This is a genomic window from Streptomyces kryoterrae (assembly GCF_054072135.1).
Genome location: NZ_CM133358.1, coordinates 1,351,697 through 1,370,631, shown reverse-complemented (window position 1 = coordinate 1,370,631; position 18,935 = coordinate 1,351,697). Strand labels below are relative to the sequence as shown.

1 protein-coding gene is annotated in these 18,935 nt (G+C 71.8%); it reads left to right on the top strand.

Annotated features, from left to right (window positions below; genetic code table 11):
- Window positions 1–165 precede the first annotated feature (165 nt).
- Entirely contained in the window at window positions 166–18,915 is an 18,750-nt protein-coding gene (locus ACW4TU_RS05605) for an amino acid adenylation domain-containing protein (protein WP_457425204.1), read from the top strand.
- Window positions 18,916–18,935: the final 20 nt, after the last annotated feature.

Sequence of the window (18,935 nt, the reverse complement as noted above, 5' to 3'; positions counted from 1 at the left end):
TGCGGTCTCCACCGGATAACTCCCTTAGGTTAGGCAGGCCTTAATAGTAGTGGTGAGAGGCGGGTCCGCCGAGAGTGGGGTCTTTTGGTTAGGTAATGCTTACCTTAGTATGGCCTGCGGTCCTCCGGCTCAGCCGGTCCGTACACCCTGGAGGCACGGTCGCCTGTGTCCGGTTTCGAAGTACGTGTGCCCGGTGTCGACGACGACGCGGAAGGCGCGCTCTCGGCCTTCTGGCGGCGGCGCCTCGCACCGCTCCCGCAGGAGACCGCTCTCCCGGTCGACTTCCCGTACCCCCTGCGCCCCACGGGTGAACGGCACACCCTTCGCCGCCCGTTGACGGCGACGGCCGACGAACCGACCCTCCTCGCCGCGTATGCCGCACTCCTGCACCGCTACAGCGGCGGCCACGACATCACCTTCGGGTACGACGGTCTGCCGCTCCGGATCGCTGTCGACGGCGGCGCGTCCTTCACCGACCTGCTACGCCAGGTGACCCGGGCGCGCGAGGATGTGCGGGCCCACCGGGTCGAACACGCCACACTGGTCGCCTGGTTGAGCCCGGAACCAACCCGTGGCGGTGGCCTGCTGTTCAACACCGCGTTCGGTGACGTGCCGGGCGCCGGTGACCGGCTGGACCTCGTCCTCGAAGTCCGCGCCGGCGATCTGTACGTGACCTACCGCCGGGACCTCTTCGAGACCGCGACCGCCGAACGCGTCGCCGACCACTACGCGACCCTGCTCACTGCCGCCCTCGCCCACCCGCACAATCCCGTGGGTGAGTTGGAGCTGCTGGGCGCCGAGGAGCGCCACCGCGTCCTGCTCGAGTGGAACGACACCGACCACGACATCCCGCTGCGGACCTGGCCCGAGATGTTCGCCGACCAGGTGCGACAGCGCCCGAACGACATCGCGCTGGTCTTTGAGGACACCTCGCTCACCTACGCCGAACTGGACGACCGCGCGGGCCGGTTGGCTTCCGCCCTGATCGCCCGAGGTGCCGGACCCGAGCGCGTGGTCGCCCTCGCGGTGCCCCGCTCGGCGGAACTGATCGTCGCCGAGGTCGCGGTACTGAAGTCCGGTGCCGCCTATCTCCCCGTCGACACCGACTACCCGGCCGACCGTATCTCCTACATGCTGGCCGACGCCGGCCCCGTCTGCCTGGTCACCACAGCCGAGGTCGCCGCGGACATCCCGGCGAACGACGGCATGACTGTCGTCGTCCTCGACTCACCCGACTGCGCACGGGAATTGACGGAACGTCAGCCCGCAGACGCCGATCCGAGCGCGCTGACCGTCACCAACGCCGCCTACGTGATCTACACCTCCGGCTCCACCGGTCGCCCCAAGGGTGTCGTCCTCACCCACGCGGGTGTCGCCAAGCTGGTCGCCACGCAGACCGAGCGGTTCGGGATCGGCCCGCACAGCCGGGTGCTCCAGTTCGCCTCGCCCAGCTTCGACGTGGCGTTCTGGGACCTGTGCCTCGGCCTGCTGTCCGGCGGGCGGCTCGTCGTCGTACCGTCCGAGCGCCGGGTGCCCGGCCCGGCGCTCGCCGACTACGCCCACGCGCACGGCATCACGTTCATGATCCTGCCGCCCGCGCTGCTCGCCGCGATGCCCGAGGACGTCGAACTCCCGCCCGCCACCCTGCTCGCGGGCACCGAACGCGTCTCGCCCGAGCTGGTCGGACGGTACGCGCGCGACAGGATGATGTTCAACGCGTACGGCCCGACCGAGGCCACCACCAACTCCACCCTCGGCCTGTGCGACCCGGACATCCCGGCCGGCTCCATCGTCCCGATCGGCCTCCCGGACCCGGGCACGCGCGCCTACGTCCTCGACGCCCGCCTGAAGCCCGTCCCGGCCGGTGTTCCGGGCGAGCTGTATCTCGGCGGCGCCGGGCTCGCCCGCGGCTACCTCGGGCGTCCCGACCTGACCGCCGAGCGGTTCGTCGCCGACCCGTTCGGCGCCCCCGGCGAACGCCTCTACCGCACCGGAGACCTGGTGCGTTGGCAGGCCGACGGCCGTCTGGTGTTCCTGGGCCGCGCCGACTCCCAGGTGAAGATCCGCGGCTTCCGAATCGAGCCGGGCGAGATCGAGTCCGTACTGCGCGGCCACCCGGCAGTGGACCAGGTAGCGGTCGTCGTACGCGAGGACCGGGCCGGGGACCGGCGGCTCGCCGCGTACGTCGTCCCGGCCCTGGACGGCGAGACGGTCCCGGACGCCACCGAGCAGGTCCGGGAGTGGAAGGACCTCCATGAACTCCTGTACGCGGCAGCCGGATCGGAGGGCAGTCAGGAGCAACTGGCCGGTTTCCGCGAGAACTTCGCGGGCTGGAACAGCATGTACGACGGGCTGCCCATCCCCGTCGAGGAGATGCGCGAGTGGCGCTCGGCGACCGTCGCCCGCATCGGGGAACTCGCACCCCGCCGCGTGCTGGAGATCGGCGTCGGCAGCGGCCTGATCCTCTCCCGCATCGCGCCCGGCTGCGCGGAGTACTGGGGCACCGACCTCTCCGAGGAGGCGGTACGCGCCCTGCGCACCCAGGTCGACGCGATCCCCGAACTCGCCGACCGGGTCTGGCTGTCCGCCCAACCCGCGCACGACACCACGGGGTTGCCGAAGGGTCACTTCGACACCGTCGTCATCAACTCCGTCGCCCAGTACTTCCCGAGCGCCGACTATCTGACCGACGTCGTCCGGGCGGCCGGTGCTCTCCTCGCCCCCGGCGGCCGACTGTTCATCGGCGACGTGCGCAACGCCCGGCTGCTGCGCTGCCTGCGCGCGGCCGTCGAGAGCCGCCGCACCCGCGATACGGAGGACAAGGAGGCCCTGCGGGCCGCCGTCGAGCGGTCGGTCGCCTGGGAGGGCGAACTCCTCCTGGACCCTGACTACTTCGCGGCCCTCGACGGCTTCGACGCCGAGATCCACGTCAAGCGCGGCGCCCACCACAACGAACTCACCCGGTACCGGTACGACGTGGTGCTCAGCAAGCGAACCACTGCCCGGGAGTCCGCCGAGGTCCAGGAGACCGTCTGGAGCGGACCGGAGGCGCTCGAAGCCCGCCTGGCCGAGGGGCCCTCGCTGCTCCGGGTCACCGGCGTGCCCAACGCCCGTCTCGCCGAGGACCTGGCCGCGCTGTCCGCCCTGGACGACAGCAGCCGTACGGCGGACGCCCCGGACCCCGAGGTCTTCCACGCGCTCGGCGCCCGGTACGGCCACCGGACGGCCGTCACCTGGAACGGCTCCGCCGACGACGGCAGCCTCGACATCGTCTTCGCCCTCGGCGACACCCCCCTCACCGGCCTCTACCGCCCGTCGGGCAACGCCCCGCACGCCAACCGTCCGGCACCCTTCCGGGACGTCAACGCCCTGATGAGGGCGCTGCGTTCGTACGCGGCCGACCAACTGCCCGAGTACATGGTCCCCGCGGCCGTCGTCCCCCTCGACCGCCTCCCGGTCACCCCCAGCGGCAAACTCGACGCCGCCGCGCTGCCGATCCCCGACTACGGCGCCCTCAGCACCGGCCGTCCGCCCCGCGACGCCCGCGAGGAACTGCTGTGCGCGGCCTACGCCGATGTCCTCGGCCTGCGCTCGGCGACCATCGACGACGACTTCTTCGCCCTCGGCGGCGACAGCATCACCGCCATCCAGCTCCTCGTCCACGCCCGCCGTGCCGGCCTTCGCCTCACCTCACGGGACGTCTTCAGGCATCGCACGGTCGCCGCCCTCGCGGCGGCAGCCGGCGAACTCGTCCGCGAAGACCGCCAGGACGCGGCGCCGGACGCTCCGCTCGTCAGCCTCACCGATGCCGAACTCGCCGAGATCCAGGGCGCGTTCCCGGTCACCATCGAGGAGTCCCTGCCACTGAGCCCTCTCCAGGAGGGCTTCTACTTCCACTCCCTCGTCGACGGCGCGGACCTCGACGCGTACGTCGTCCAGCAGGCCCTCGAACTGACCGGACCGGTCGACAGCGAAGCCCTGCGCCGGGCCGCCCAGCACGTCCTGGACCGGCACGCCCCGCTGCGCGCCTGCTTCCGCCGCCGCCCGGACGGGCAGCCCGTGCAGATCATCGCCGCAGACCTCGAACTGCCCTGGCGAGAAGTCGACCTGACCGTCCACGACGGACTAGCCCGCACACCGCTGGCCGACGCGGTCGCCGCCGCCGAACGTGCCCGGCACTTCGATCTCGCCGACCCGCCCCTCATGCGCTGCGCGCTGATCCGCCTCGACGAGCACCGCAGCCGACTTCTCCTGACGTTCCATCACATCGTCGCCGACGGATGGTCGTTGCCCGTCCTGCACCGCGAGCTGATGGCCTCCTACGGGGACACCCCGGCCGCGCTGCCGCAGCCTGCGCCCTACAGCGCCCACCTGCGCCGACTGGCCACCGCCGACCGTGAGGCCGCGCGCACGGCCTGGCGTACGGCCCTCGCCGGGATCGAGGAGCCCACCCGGCTCGTCGAGACCCCGGCCGACGGTACGCCCGTCGAGCCCGCGCAGATCCGCCTCGAACTGTCCGAGCAGGTGACCGCCCGTCTCGCGGCGCGGGCACGCGAGCACGGAGTGACCCTGGGGACTGTCGTCCAGGGGGCCTGGGGGCTGCTCATCGGGCGGCTCACGGCACGCCAGGACGTGGTGTTCGGTACGACGGTCTCAGGGCGTGACGCCGAGGTCGAGGGCATCGAGTCCATGATCGGCCTGTTCATCAACACCCTCCCGACACGCTTCCGTTGGGAACCCTCCGACACGCTCGCCGACCTCCTCGGCCGCCTCCAGGACGAACAGGCCCAGCTGCTGGACCACCAGCACCTCGGCCTCGCCGAACTCCAGCGCGTCGCGGGACTGGCGGGCGCCGGTGAACTCTTCGACACCCTGGTCGTGTTCGAGAACTACCCGGCCGCGACCGACCTCACCGACCCGACCGGCACGCTCCGGCTGACGGGCCACGAGTTCCACGACGCCGTCCACTATCCGCTCGCCCTGATCGTCAAGCCGGGCCGACGTCTCGACCTGCGCCTCAAGCACCACGTTCAGCGGCTCGACGCCGAGGCCGTACGCCGGATCGCGGACCGTCTGTCCCGCATCCTGCACGCCCTGGCCGCCGATCCGGGTCAGTCCGCCGCCGACGTGGACCTGCTGTCGGCCGAGGAACTCCTCGACGCCCACCCGACCGGCGAACAGCGGGACATCCCCGGCACGACCCTCGCGGCGGCCTTCGAGGCACAGGTGGCCCGCAGCCCGCAGGCAACGGCGGTCGTGTACGAGGGTGAGACGCTCACCTATCGCGAACTCGACACCAGGGCAGGGGAGTTGGCGCGTCGGCTGACCGCCCGGGGCGCGGGTCCCGGCACGGTCGTCGCCGTCGCCGTACCCCGCTCCGCCGAGCTGATGGTCGCGCTGCTCGGTGTCCTGAAGGCGGGCGGCGCCTATCTCCCGGTCGACGTGGACTATCCCGCCGACCGGGTGGCCCACATGCTCGCCGACTCCGGTGCCGAGACCGTGGTGACCACCTCGGCGACGGCCCCGCAGCTCCCGGTGGGGCACGCCCTCCTGCTGCTCGACGCCGAGTCCGAGGCGGGTCCCGAACCGCTCCCTGCCCACCCCGACGACCCGGCCTACCTGATCTACACCTCCGGCTCCACCGGCCGTCCCAAGGGTGTCGTCGTCACCCACCGGGCGATCGTCAACCGGCTGGCGTGGATGCAGGATGCGTACGGACTGACTGCAGGCGACCGGGTGTTGCAGAAGACCCCCGCCAGCTTCGACGTCAGCGTCTGGGAGTTCTTCTGGGCGCTGTGCGAGGGCGCCGCCGTGGTCCTCGCCCGCCCGGACGGACACCGCGACCCCGCCTACCTGGCCGGGCTGATCCGCGAACAGGGCGTCACCGCACTGCACTTCGTGCCGTCGATGCTGGAGGCCTTCCTCCAGTCCGACGAGATCACCGCCGACCCGGCCTGGGCCGCGTCGCTGCGCAACGTCTTCAGCAGCGGCGAGGCGCTGCCCGGCGCCGCCGCCGCACGCTGGCGCGAGCTGACCGGCGTACCGCTGCACAACCTGTACGGCCCCACCGAGGCCGCCGTCGACGTGACGTACCACCCCTACGACGGCATACCCGGCACCACCGTGCCCATCGGGCGGCCGGTGTGGAACACGGGCCTGCGCGTCCTGGACTCCTGCCTGCGCCCCGTGCCCGAAGGGGTGCCCGGCGAGCTGTACTTGACGGGCGTCCAGCTGGCGCGTGGCTATCACGCCCGGCCGGAGCTGACCGCCGAGCGGTTCGTCGCCGACCCGTACGGGGAGCCCGGTGCGCGCATGTACCGCACCGGTGACCTCGTGCGCCGCCGTGCCGACGGTGTGATCGAGTACCTCGGCCGCACGGACCGGCAGGTGAAGATCCGCGGCAACCGGATCGAACTCGGCGAGATCGAGGCCGCGTTGAGCCGTCAACCGGCGGTCGCACAGTCCGCCGTCACCGTGAACGGCGGCCAACTGGTCGCGTACGTCGTGCCGGCCCGTGACGCCGATGCCCCACCCCCCGCCGAACTTCAGGCCGTGCTCGCCCAGGAGCTGCCCGCCGCCGTCATCCCGGCCGCCTACGTCGTCCTCGACGCCCTCCCGCTCACCCCCAGCGGCAAGCTCGACCGGGCCGCGCTGCCCGCCCCGCAGGCCGTACGAGCCGAGACGCGCGCTCCGCGCAACGAGCGGGAACACGCTCTCACCGGGATCTTCGCCGCCGTACTGAAGCTCGAAGACGTCGGTATCGACGACGACTTCTTCATGCTCGGCGGCGACAGCATCACCTCCATCGGAGTCTCCAGCCGCGCCCGCCGGGCAGGCCTGGACCTCGACCCGCGTGACGTCTTCGAACACCGAACCCCGGCCGCCCTCGCCGCGGCGGCGGCACCAGTCGCCGAAGTGGCCGCCCTGCGCTCCTCGTTCGCCCTCACGGCCGAGGAGACCGAACGCGTCCACCGGCTCAGCCCCACCCCCGTCGAGGACATCTGGCCGCTGGCCCCCCTCCAGGAAGGCCTGTTCTTCCACTCCACGTACGACGACAGCGCCCTGGACGTCTACACCGTCCACGAGTCCTTCGACCTCGCCGAACCCCTCGACACCGGCCGACTCCGCACCGCCGTAGGGGTGTTGCTGGACCGCAACCCCAGCCTGCGCGCCGGGTTCACCAGCGATGGCCTGCGCCAGCCGGTGCAGTTCATCGTGCGCGACCCCGAGATCCCGCTCGAAGAGGTCGACCTGTCCGGGCTGCCGGAAACCGAACAGGACATACGCCTGCGAGAGTTGACCGACGCCGAGCGTTCCCGCCGCTTCGACCTCACCCGGCCGCTGCTCTTCCGTATGCTCCTCGTCCGCCTCGGCGCGGACCGGGGTGACCGGCTGGTCGTCGGGCGTCATCTCCTTCTCTGGGACGGCTGGTCCGCCTGGATCTTCCTCGACCAGCTCTTCGCCCTGTACGCGAACGGCGGCGACGCGAACACCCTGCCCGCGCCCGGCAACTACCGTGACTACCTGACCTGGCTGGAGGTCCAGGACACGGCCGTCGCCACCGGCGCCTGGCGCCGCGCCCTCGCCGGACTCGACGAACCCACCCTGCTCGCCGCCGCCGACCAGGGCCTGGAACCGGACATCCCCGAAAGCCTCGACGTCCTCGTCCCGGACGAGGTGGGCGAGCGGCTGCGCGCCATCGGACGCAGACACGGGCTGACCCTCAACACCGTGCTCAACGCGGCCTGGGGGCTCACCCTGGCGAGCGCGACCGGACGCACCGACGTCGTCTTCGGCACGACCGTCGCCGGCCGGCCGAGCGAGGTGCCGGACATCGAGCACGTCATCGGCATGTTCCTCAACACCGTCCCCGCCCGCATCGCCTACGACCCCGCCGAGCCGGTGCTCGGGCTGCTGCGCCGCGTCCAGGACGAGCGGCTCGCCGTGATGCCGTACGAGTACCTCGGCTTGGGTGTGCTGCAGGCCGAGACCGGGCACCGGCGCCTCTTCGACACGCTGTTCGTACTGCGCAACAACGACACCGAGGATCGGCTCGCCGAGCTGAGCGACCGGCACGGTGCCACGGCCGTCGCCAACGTCGACGCGACCCACTACCCGGTCAACCTCGTCGTCACCCCGGGGCGTTCCATCCAGGTCACCCTGACCCACCGCGCCGACGTCGTCGCCCGCCCCCAGGCACAGGAACTGCTCGACCGCTTCACGCTCCTCCTGGACCGCCTCACCCACGACCTCGACGCCCCGGTGGGCGGCCTTGACCCACTACTCCCGGCCGAGCAGGCCGAGTTGGAGCACGAGCGGGCCGCCGGACGGGTCCCCGACCCCACGGACACCATCGCCGACCTGCTGGCCGCGCAGGCCGCCGCCACCCCCGACGCCACGGCCGTCGTCTTCGGTGACCGCACCCTGACCTACGCCGAACTCGACAGCCGCATCAACCGGATGGCCCGGCTGCTGATCGCGCGGGGTGCCGCCCCCGAGCGGGTCGTAGCCCTCGGGCTGCCTCGCTCCCTCGACATGGTCGTCGCCCTGTTCGCCGTACTGCGCACGGGCGCCGCCTATCTGCCGCTGGAGCTGGACTACCCGGACGACCGGCTCGCCGCGATGCTCGACGACGCCCGGCCGACGATGCTGCTGTCCACGGCCGCCGTGTCGGCGCGACTGGTGGGCGAGACGCCTCGCGTACTGCTCGACGATCAGGCGATCGCCGCCGAACTCGCCTCGCTGTCGGGTGACTTGGTCTCCCTCACCTTCAGCCTGGAACACCCGGCGTACGTCATCTACACCTCCGGTTCCACCGGCCGCCCCAAGGGCGTCGTCACGCCGTACCGGGGTCTGACCAACATGCAACTCAACCACCAGAAGGAGATCTTCGAACCGGCGATCGCGTCGGCGGGCGGACGCAGGCTGCGCATCGCGCACACCGTGTCCTTCGCCTTCGACATGTCGTGGGAGGAGCTGCTGTGGCTGGTCGAGGGGCATGAAGTCCACATCTGTGACGAGGAGTTGAGGCGCGACGCCGAGGCCCTGGTCGCCTACTGCGAACGCCATCGCGTCGACGTCGTCAACGTGACCCCGACCTACGCCCATCTCCTCATCGAGGAGGGCCTGTTGGAGGGCCACCGCCCGCCGCTGGTGCTGCTCGGCGGCGAGGCCGTGTCCGAGACGGTGTGGAACCGGCTGCGCGACACCGAGGGCACGTACGGCTACAACCTCTACGGGCCGACCGAGTACACCATCAACACCCTGGGCGGCGGCACACTCGACAGCGCGACACCGACCGTCGGCCGTCCGATCCGTGGCACCCGCGCCCACATCCTGGACGCCTGGCTGCGCCCGGTCCCCGAGGGCGTCCCGGGCGAGCTCTACATCGCCGGCATCGGCCTGGCCCGCGGCTACCTGGACCGGCCCGCCCTCACCGCCGAACGGTTCGTCGCCGACCCGTTCGGCGAACCCGGCGAGCGCATGTACCGCACCGGTGACCTGGTCCGCCGTAACCCCGACGGCAATCTCGACTTCCTCGGCCGTACCGACGACCAGGTGAAGATCCGTGGCTACCGCGTCGAGCTGGGCGAGATCGAGACCGCCCTCGCCCAGCACGACCGGGTCGCCCACGCCGCCGTGATCGTCCGCGACGAACGCCTCGTCGGATACGTCGTCCCCGCCCAACTCACCGGCTCCGACCGGGCCTTCGCCGAACGAGACCAGGTCGGCGAGTGGCAGGAGATCTACTCCGACGAGTACGAGGAGATCAGCACCGCCGTCTTCACCGAGGAGTACGCCGGCTGGGACTCCTCCTACGACGGACAGCCCATCCCCTTCGACCACATGCGGGAGTGGCGAGAGGCCACCGTGGAGCGCATCCGGTCACTGAAGCCCCGCAGGATTCTTGAGATCGGCGTCGGCTCGGGCCTGCTGCTGTCCAAGCTCGCCCCTGACGCGGAGGCCTACTGGGCGACCGACTTCGCCGCCCCCGTCATCCGGAAGATCGGGGAAGAGCTGCTCCAGGAACCGGAGTTGGCTGCCAGGATCACGCTCCGTGCCCAGCCCGCCGATGACCTCACGGGCCTGCCCGGCGACGGCTACTTCGACACCATCGTCATCAACTCCGTCATCCAGTACTTCCCCAGCATCGACTACCTGACCTCCGTGATCCGGGGTGCGATGGAGCTACTGGCCCCCGGCGGCGCGCTGTTCGTCGGAGACGTCCGTAACCTGCGGCTCGCCCGCGCCTTCCAGACCGAGATCCAGGAGGCGAAGGGCACCAGTGGCGACGCGCTGGGCCGGGCCGTCGAACGCGGCCTGCGCCTGGAGAAGGAACTCCTGGTCGACCCCGACTACTTCACCACCCTCGGCTACGGCGTCGACCTGCGCACCAAGCAGGCCCGCCACCACAACGAACTCACCCGCTACCGCTACGACGCCGTGCTGTACGCCGACGAGCCGGGCCTCCGGCTGAACGAGGTCCCGACCGTCCCCTTCAACTTCAACGACCAGCAACTCGGCACCGACAGTACTGACTTGGCGGACCTGCTGGCCGCGATCCCACTGCGCCTCACCGGCATCCCCGACGCACGTATCGGCGCCCCCGGCGGAGTCGACCCGGAGACGCTGCGCGACCTCGCCGCCGGACTCGGACACCGTGTCCTGACCACCTGGTCCGGTCAACCCGGCACGTACGACGCCGTGTTCGTCACCGGCGAGGTGCCTCCGCTGACCTCCGGGCTCTATCTCCCCGGCGGCGGAGCGGTCCCCTACGCCAACTCCCCGACTGCCGCCCGTGACGCCAACAGCCTGATCCGGCAGCTCCGTGACGACCTCAAGCAGCGGCTGCCCGACTACATGGTCCCGGCCGCGTTCGTCACCCTCGACCGGCTGCCCATGAACGACAACGGCAAGCTGGATGTGCGTGCCCTGCCCGACGCCGAACCGGCCGTCGCCCTCGGTACCGGCCGAGGACCGCGCACCCCGCAGGAGGAAGTGCTCTGCCGGCTCTTCGCCGAAGTGCTCGGCCTGCCCGAAGTGGGCGCGGAGGACGGCTTCTTCGACCTGGGCGGGCACTCCCTGCTCGCCACCCGTCTGATCAGCCGGGCCCGCACCGAACTGGGCGCCGAACTTGCCATCCGCGACCTGTTCGAAGCACCCACGCCCGAGCAGCTCGCATCCCGCGCCGACACCTCACGCCCGGCCCGACCGGCCGTCACCGCCGCCGCCCGACCCGAGCGCATCCCGCTGTCGGCCGCCCAGCGCCGCCTGTGGCTGGTCGAACGGATCACCGGCAGTGGCGTCGCCTACAACTTCCCGCTGGTGTTCCGCCTCCGCGGCGACCTGGATCTCGACGCGCTCCGGGCGGCCGTACGGGACGTGGCGGAACGCCATGAAGCGTTGAGGACCTTGTTCCCCGAGCAGGACGGGGAGCCGTACCAGTTGATCGTCCCGGCGGCCGAGGCCGACCCCGAATTCACCGTGACGGACTGCGGGGAGGAGGAGCTGACGGACCGGATCGAGTCGGCCCAGCGCCGCCCCTTCGACCTAGCCGCCGAACTCCCGTTGCGCTGCCAGGTGTTGAGGGTCGGTCCGGCCGACCACGTCGTGGCCGTCGTCCTCCACCACATCACCACCGACGAGTGGTCCGACCGCCCGTTCCTGGCCGACCTCACCACCGCCTACCGGACCCGGCGCGCGGGCCGCGCCCCCGAGTGGGTGCCCCTGCCGGTCCAGTACGCCGACTACACCCTCTGGCAGGACGAGCTGCTCGGCCGGGTCGGCGCGGACCAACTCGCCCACTGGGCCGGGACTTTGCGTGACCTCCCGGCGGAACTTCAGCTGCCCCTGGACCGGCCGCGCCCGGTCGAGCCCACCGGGCGGGGCGGCAAGGTACGCCTGGAACTGCCCGCAGACACCGGCCTCGCCCTGCGTGACCTGTCCGGCACCACCGGCACCAGCATGTTCATGTTGTTCCAGGCCGCCACGGCCGCTCTGCTGCACCGCCTCGGCGCCGGTGACGACATCCCCCTCGGCGCCCCCATCGCGGGCCGCACGGACGACGCCCTCGACGACCTCGTCGGCTTCTTCGTCAACACGCTGGTGCTGCGGACGGACCTGTCGGGCGGGGGCCTGACGTTCCGCCAACTCCTGGCCCGTGTAAGGGAATCGTCGCTGGCCGCCTTCGAGCACCAGGACCTCCCCTTCGACCAGGTCGTCGAGGCGCTCAACCCGGCCCGGGTGCCCGGCCGCAATCCGCTCTTCCAGGTCATGCTGGGCTACCACCACCGGCCCGACGGCGACCCCGACGTACTCGGCATGCCGACCGAGTGGTTCGACATGGACACCGGCATGGCCAAGTTCGACCTCCACTTCACCTTCGTGGACGAGTCGGACCGCCTGACCCTTCTCCTGGAGTACGCGACCGACCTCTGCGACGAACCGACGGCCACCAGGACAGCGGGGCGTCTGGTGCGGCTGCTGGAGCAGGTGGCGGGCCACCCCGATCTGCCGGTGCGGGACCTGGAGGTGCTGGAGAAGTCCGAGCGGCGGACCGTTCTGGGCGACTGGAACGACACCGCCCGCGAGGTGGCGTCCACCAGCCTGCCCGAGCTGTTCCGGGCCCAGGTGGCCCGTACGCCGGACGCGTTGGCGCTGGTGTTCGGCGAACAGCGGCTGACCTACGCGGAGTTGGACGAGCGGGTCGAGCGGACGGCCCGTGTGCTGGCCGGCATGGGTGTGGGCCCGGAGCGTACGGTCGCCGTCGCGCTGCCCCGTTCCGTGGACCTGGTGGTCGCGCTGCTGGCGGTGCATCGGGCGGGCGGGGCGTATCTGCCGCTGGACGCCGACTATCCGGCGGAGCGGCTGGCCTTCATGCTGGCGGATGCCCAGCCTGTGGTCGTGATCCGGGATGCCCTTCCGGAGGCGGCGGCGGAGGGCGAACTCCCCGAGTTCCACGACCTGTCGAGTCCGGCGTACATCATCTACACCTCCGGTTCGACCGGCGCCCCCAAGGGTGTTGTCGTGCCGCACGAGGGCATCGTGAACCGTCTGCTGTGGATGCAGGCGGAGTACGGGCTGACCGCCGACGACCGCGTCCTGCAGAAGACGCCCTCCAGTTTCGACGTGTCGGTCTGGGAGTTCTTCTGGCCGCTGATCACCGGCGCGACCCTCGTGGTCGCCAAGCCCGAGGGACACAAGGACCCCGTCTACCTGGCCGGGCTGATCCAGGAGCAGGGCATCACGACCGTGCACTTCGTGCCGTCCATGCTCCAGATGTTCCTGGAGGAACCCTCGGCGGCGGGCTGCCTCGGGCTGCGGCGGGTGCTGTGCAGCGGGGAGGCGTTGCCCGACGAACTGGCCCAGCGGTTCCGTGCCGTGCTGCCGGCCGAACTGCACAACCTGTACGGGCCGACGGAGGCGTCGGTCGACGTCACCGCGACCCAGGTCATCGAGGCGACCGGCCGGGTGTCGATCGGCCGTCCGGTGTGGAACACACGTGCGTATGTCCTGGATGCGGGCCTGCGCCCTGTTCCGCCGGGTGTGGCAGGGGAGCTGTACCTCGCCGGTGTGCAGCTGGCGCGTGGCTATCTCGGGCGCCCAGGGCTGACGGCTGAGCGGTTCACGGCCGATCCCTTTGGTGAACTCGGTTCACGCATGTACCGCACAGGTGACCTGGCACGCTGGACAACAGAGGGAACACTCGAATACCTGGGCCGGACCGACGACCAGGTCAAGATCCGAGGCTTCCGTATCGAGCTGGGCGAGATCGAGTCCGTCCTCGCCCGGCACGACACGGTCGCCCAGGTGAGTGTCGTCGCCCGCGACCAGCACCTCGTCGCCTACGTCGTGCCGGCCACCGCATCCGCTGCCGCCGATACCTCCGCACTCCGCCGGCACGCGGCCGCCGCGCTCCCCGAGCACATGGTCCCCGCGGCTTTCGTCGTCCTCGACGCACTGCCCCTCACCCCCAACGGCAAGCTCGACCGTAAGGCACTCCCCGCCCCCGACTTCACAGCGGCGGCGACCGGGACGACCGACGGCCTGCCGCGCACCCCGCGCGAGGAGATCCTCTGCGGCCTGTTCGCGGACGTCCTGGGCCTCGAACGCGTCGGCGTCCACGACGACTTCTTCACCCTCGGCGGGCACTCCCTCGTCGCGATGCGACTGGCCGCCCGGATCCGGGCCGCGCTCGCCGCCGAGGTCTCCCTGCGCACGGTGTTCGAGGCGCCCACGGTCGCCCGGCTCGCCGAGCGCCTCCGGGAGGGCGGCGAGGAGACCGGCGTCGGTCTGCCCGTTCTCGCACCGGCCGAGCGGCCGGAGCGGTTGCCGCTCTCCTTCGCCCAGCAGCGCCTGTGGGTGCTGTACCGGGTGGAGGGACCCAGCCCCACGTACAACATCCCGCTCGCCTGGCGGCTCACCGGACGGCTCGACGCCGACGCCCTGCGACTGGCCGTCGACGACCTGGTCGCCCGGCACGAACCGCTGCGCACCGTCTTCCCCGAGGAGGACGGGCGGGCGTACCAGCTGATCCTGGAGCCGGCACAGGCCCGCGTCGACGTGGCGGCCGAGACCGTCCGCAACGAGGAGGAACTCGCCGAGCGACTCGCAACCGCCGCCTCCTACGGCTTCGCACTGGACCGGGAAGCCCCACTGCGCGCGCACCTCTTCCGCACCGCCGAGGACGAGCACGTACTGCTGCTCCTGCTCCACCACATCGCGGGCGACGAGTGGTCCGACGCGCCGCTCACCCGCGACCTGGCCACCGCCTACGAGGCCCGCGCGGCGGGCCGCGCGCCGGAACAGGCGCCGCTGCCGGTGCAGTACGCCGACTACAGCCTGTGGCAGCGGGCGATGCTCGGCGACGAGAAGGACCCCGAGAGCCCGGCGTTCCGCCAACTCGCCTTCTGGAAGCGCATTTTGGACGGGCTCCCCGAGGAACTCGCCCTGCCCGCCGACCGGCCGCGCCCGCTGGAGGCCACCTACCGCGGTGGCATGGCGGACATCGCACTCGACGCGGAACTGACAGCCGGGCTGCGCGAGTTGGCCCGGTCGAGCAACGTCAGTATGTTCATGATCGTCCAGGCGGCGGTGGCCGCACTGCTGACTCGACTGGGCGCCGGCACGGACATCCCGCTCGGCAGCCCGATCGCCGGACGCACCGAAGAGGCGCTGGAGGACCTGGTCGGGTTCTTCCTCAACACCCTGGTGCTGCGCACCGACGCCTCCGGCGACCCCGCGTTCCGCGAACTGCTCGCCCGGGTACGGGAGACCGACCTGGCCGCCTTCGACCACCAGGGCGTGCCCTTCGAGCGCGTGGTGGACGTCCTCAACCCCGCCCGTTCGCTGTCCCGGCATCCGCTCTTCCAGGTCATGGTCGTGTACCTGGCCGCGGGTGCGGACGAGGGAGGCTTCGCCGGGCTGGAGTCGCGGCGGGAGGAACTCGGCGCCACCGGCGCCAAGTTCGACCTCTCCTTCGACTTCGTGGAACGTGCCGGCGGACTTGGCGTCGACGGTGTGCTGGAGTACAGCGCCGACCTCTTCCACGCCGCGACCGCCGAGGCGATCGGTGAGCGCCTGGTCCGTCTCCTGCGGGCGGTGGTCGTCGCCCCCGACACCCCGATCGGCCGCATCGACATCCTCGGCGCCGCCGAACGCCACCGCATCCTGACCGAGTGGAACGCCCGGCCGCTGCTCGCCGGGCCGACGACGGTGCCGGCCCTCTTCGAGCGGCAGACCGCACTGACCCCGGACGCTCCCGCCGTCGCCTCCGACGGTGTCGAGCTGACGTACGCGCGGCTCAACGCCGAGGCCAACAGGCTCGCCCGGCTGCTCGTCGCGCGGGGCGCCGGCCCGGAGCGGCTCGTGGCGCTCGCTCTGCCCCGAACCGCCCGCACGCTGCTGGCCATCCTCGCCGTACAGAAGGCCGGCGCCGCCTATCTGCCGCTTGACCCGGACGCCCCGGCCGGTCACCTCCGGGACACGCTCGACGACGCCCGCCCGGTACTGACGCTCACCACGCGGAACATCGCGCGGCTGCTGCCCGCCGACGGCCCGCCGACGCTGGAGCTGGACGCCCCCGCGATCGCCGAACTGCTCGCCGCGCAGGACGCGACCGACCTCCTCGACGGCGACCGCCTCGCATCCCTCACCCCGCGCCACCCGGCGTACGTCATCTACACCTCCGGCTCCACCGGCCGCCCCAAGGGCGTGGTCATCACCCACGAGACCGTCGGCAACCTGTTCCACAGCCACCGCGAGACGCTGTACGCACCGGCGAAGGCCGCCACCGGCCGCCGTCATCTACGGGCCGGACACGCCTGGGCGTTCTCCTTCGACGCCTCCTGGCAGCCGCAGCTGTGGCTCCTGGACGGGCACTGCGTGCACGTCGTGTCCGACGAGACCCGCCGTGACCCGGAGCTGCTCGCGGCAGCCGTCGTCGAGCACGGCTTCGACTTCCTGGAGGTCACCCCGTCGTTCTTCGCACAGATGGCCGAGACGGGTCTCGTCCGTGACGACGGGAGCTGCCCCCTCGCCGTCGTCGGCGTCGGCGGCGAGGCCGTACCGGTGGCGCTGTGGGAGCGGCTCGGGCGGCTGACCGGCACCGAGGCGTTCAACCTGTACGGGCCCACCGAGTCCACCGTCGACGCCCTCGTGGCACGGGTGCGCGACAGCGACCGGCCGCTCGTCGGCCGTCCCGTGGCCGGCACCCGGGCGTACGTCCTCGACGACCGGCTGCAACCCGTACCACCCGGCGTGACGGGCGAGCTGTACCTGGCAGGCGGCGGCCTCGCCCGTGGCTATCTGGGCCGCCCCGCGCTGACCGCCGAGCGCTTCGTCGCCGACCCGTTCGGCGCACCGGGCTCCCGGCTCTACCGGACCGGTGACCTGGCCCGCTGGACCGCCGACGGCTACCTGGACTACCTCGGCCGGGCCGACGACCAGGTCAAGATCCGCGGGTTCCGTATCGAACCCGGCGAGATCGAGTCCGTACTCGCGGCCGAACCGGACGTGGCCCAGGTCGTGGTGACGGTACGTCAGGACGGTGCGCGAAAGCTGCTGGTGGCGTACGTGGTCCCGGTTTCCGGTCAACTGCCCGACCCGGGGCGGCTGCGCGGTCAGGTCGGTCGGCAACTGCCCGACCACATGGTGCCGTCGGCCGTCGTCCTCCTGGACCGGCTGCCCGAACTCGCCAACGGCAAGCTGGACCGATCGGCCCTGCCCGCCCCCGACTTCGCCGCCCTCTCCACAGGCCGGGCTCCGGGCTCCGCCCTGGAGAAGGCCCTGTGCGGTGTCCTCGCCGACGTGCTGGGTCTGGACGAGATCGGCGTCGACGACGACTTCTTCGCCCTCGGCGGCGACAGCATCATGGCGATGCAACTGGTCAGCAGGGCACGGGCGGTGGGCGTACGCATCACCCCGCGACTCGTGCTGCGTCACCGTACGGTGGCCGGTCTCGCCGAAGTGGCGACCACCACCGGGTCCGCCGCCGTCCGTCCCGTGGACGACGGAACCGGCACCGTGCCTCTCACGCCGGTCATGCACTGGCTGCGCGAACTGGGCGGCCCGTTCAAGGGCTACCACCAGTCGGCCCTCGTCCAGACGCCCGCCGCCCTGGACCGGCCGAAGCTCGCCGCAGTACTCCTGGCGCTCGCCGACCGGCACGCCATGCTGCGCAGCACCCTTGTCCGTACGGAAGCCGGTCACTGGACCCTGGAGGTGCCGGCGGCCGGATCGGTGGACACCGGGGCGTGGATCGAGCGGGTCGACGTCGCCGGACTGGACGCGGAGGAGCTGCGTGCGGTCGTCGCAGACCGTGCGCACGCCGCCCGCGCGGCACTGGACCCGGACACGGGCGCCATGGTGCGGGCCGTGTGGTTCGACGCGGGCACGGAACCCGGAAGGCTCCTGCTGATGGGTCACCACCTCGTCACCGACGGCGTGTCCTGGCGGGTCCTGCTGCCCGACCTGGCGGCTGCCTGGACCGACGTCGAGGCCGGGCGGCCGGCGGAACTCGCGCCCGTCGACACCTCCTTCCGCACCTGGTCCCGCAAGCTCGAAGAGCTGGCCCAGGATCCGGCCCGCGAGGCTGAACTGCCGTTCTGGACCGGCGTACTCGAAGGAGCCGCGCCCCTCCCGCTCGACAGGCCGCTCGACCCGGCCCGCGACACGGCCGGCACGGTACGGAACCTGGAACTGCGGCTGCCCGCCCGGATCACCGGCCCGCTGCTGTCCGCCGTGCCGTCCGCCTTCACCGCGAACGTCAACGACGTGCTGCTCACCGGCCTCGGCCTCGCCGTCGCCGACTGGCGGCGGCGCCACGGGGACGGCGAGGGCGGTCCGGCCCTGGTCGACCTCGAAAGCCACGGCCGCGACGAGGAGTTGGCGGGAGACGCCGATCTCTCCCGTACGGTCGGCTGGTTCACCAGCGTCTTCCCGGTCCTCCTCGATCCCGGTCCCGTCGACCTGGACGCGGCCCTGGCCGGCGGGCCGGAGATCGAGGAGGCGCTGGCCAGGGTGCGCGCGCACCTCGGGTCGCTGCCCGCGAACGGCGCAGGCTACGGCATGCTCCGCCACCTCAACCCCCGTACGGCGCCCGTCCTGGCGGGCTTCGCGGCACCGCCGATCGAGTTCAACTACCTCGGCCGCTTCGGCATCCCCGAGGCGACGGACTGGTCGTACGCCCCGGAGGAGGACGTCTCGGACATCGGCGCCGAGCCGGGGATGCGGGAGGGACACGCCCTCGGCATCAACGTCGTCACCGAGGACCGCGCCGACGGCCCTGTCCTGGCCGCCCACTGGTCCTGGCCCGCCGCCGTCCTGTCCGAGGAGGCGGTCCGGGACCTCGCGGAGACCTGGTTCCGGGCACTCAGGGCCCTGGTCGCACGCGCCGAAACACCTGACCGGCACTGATACCCCTGACCGGCACCGGC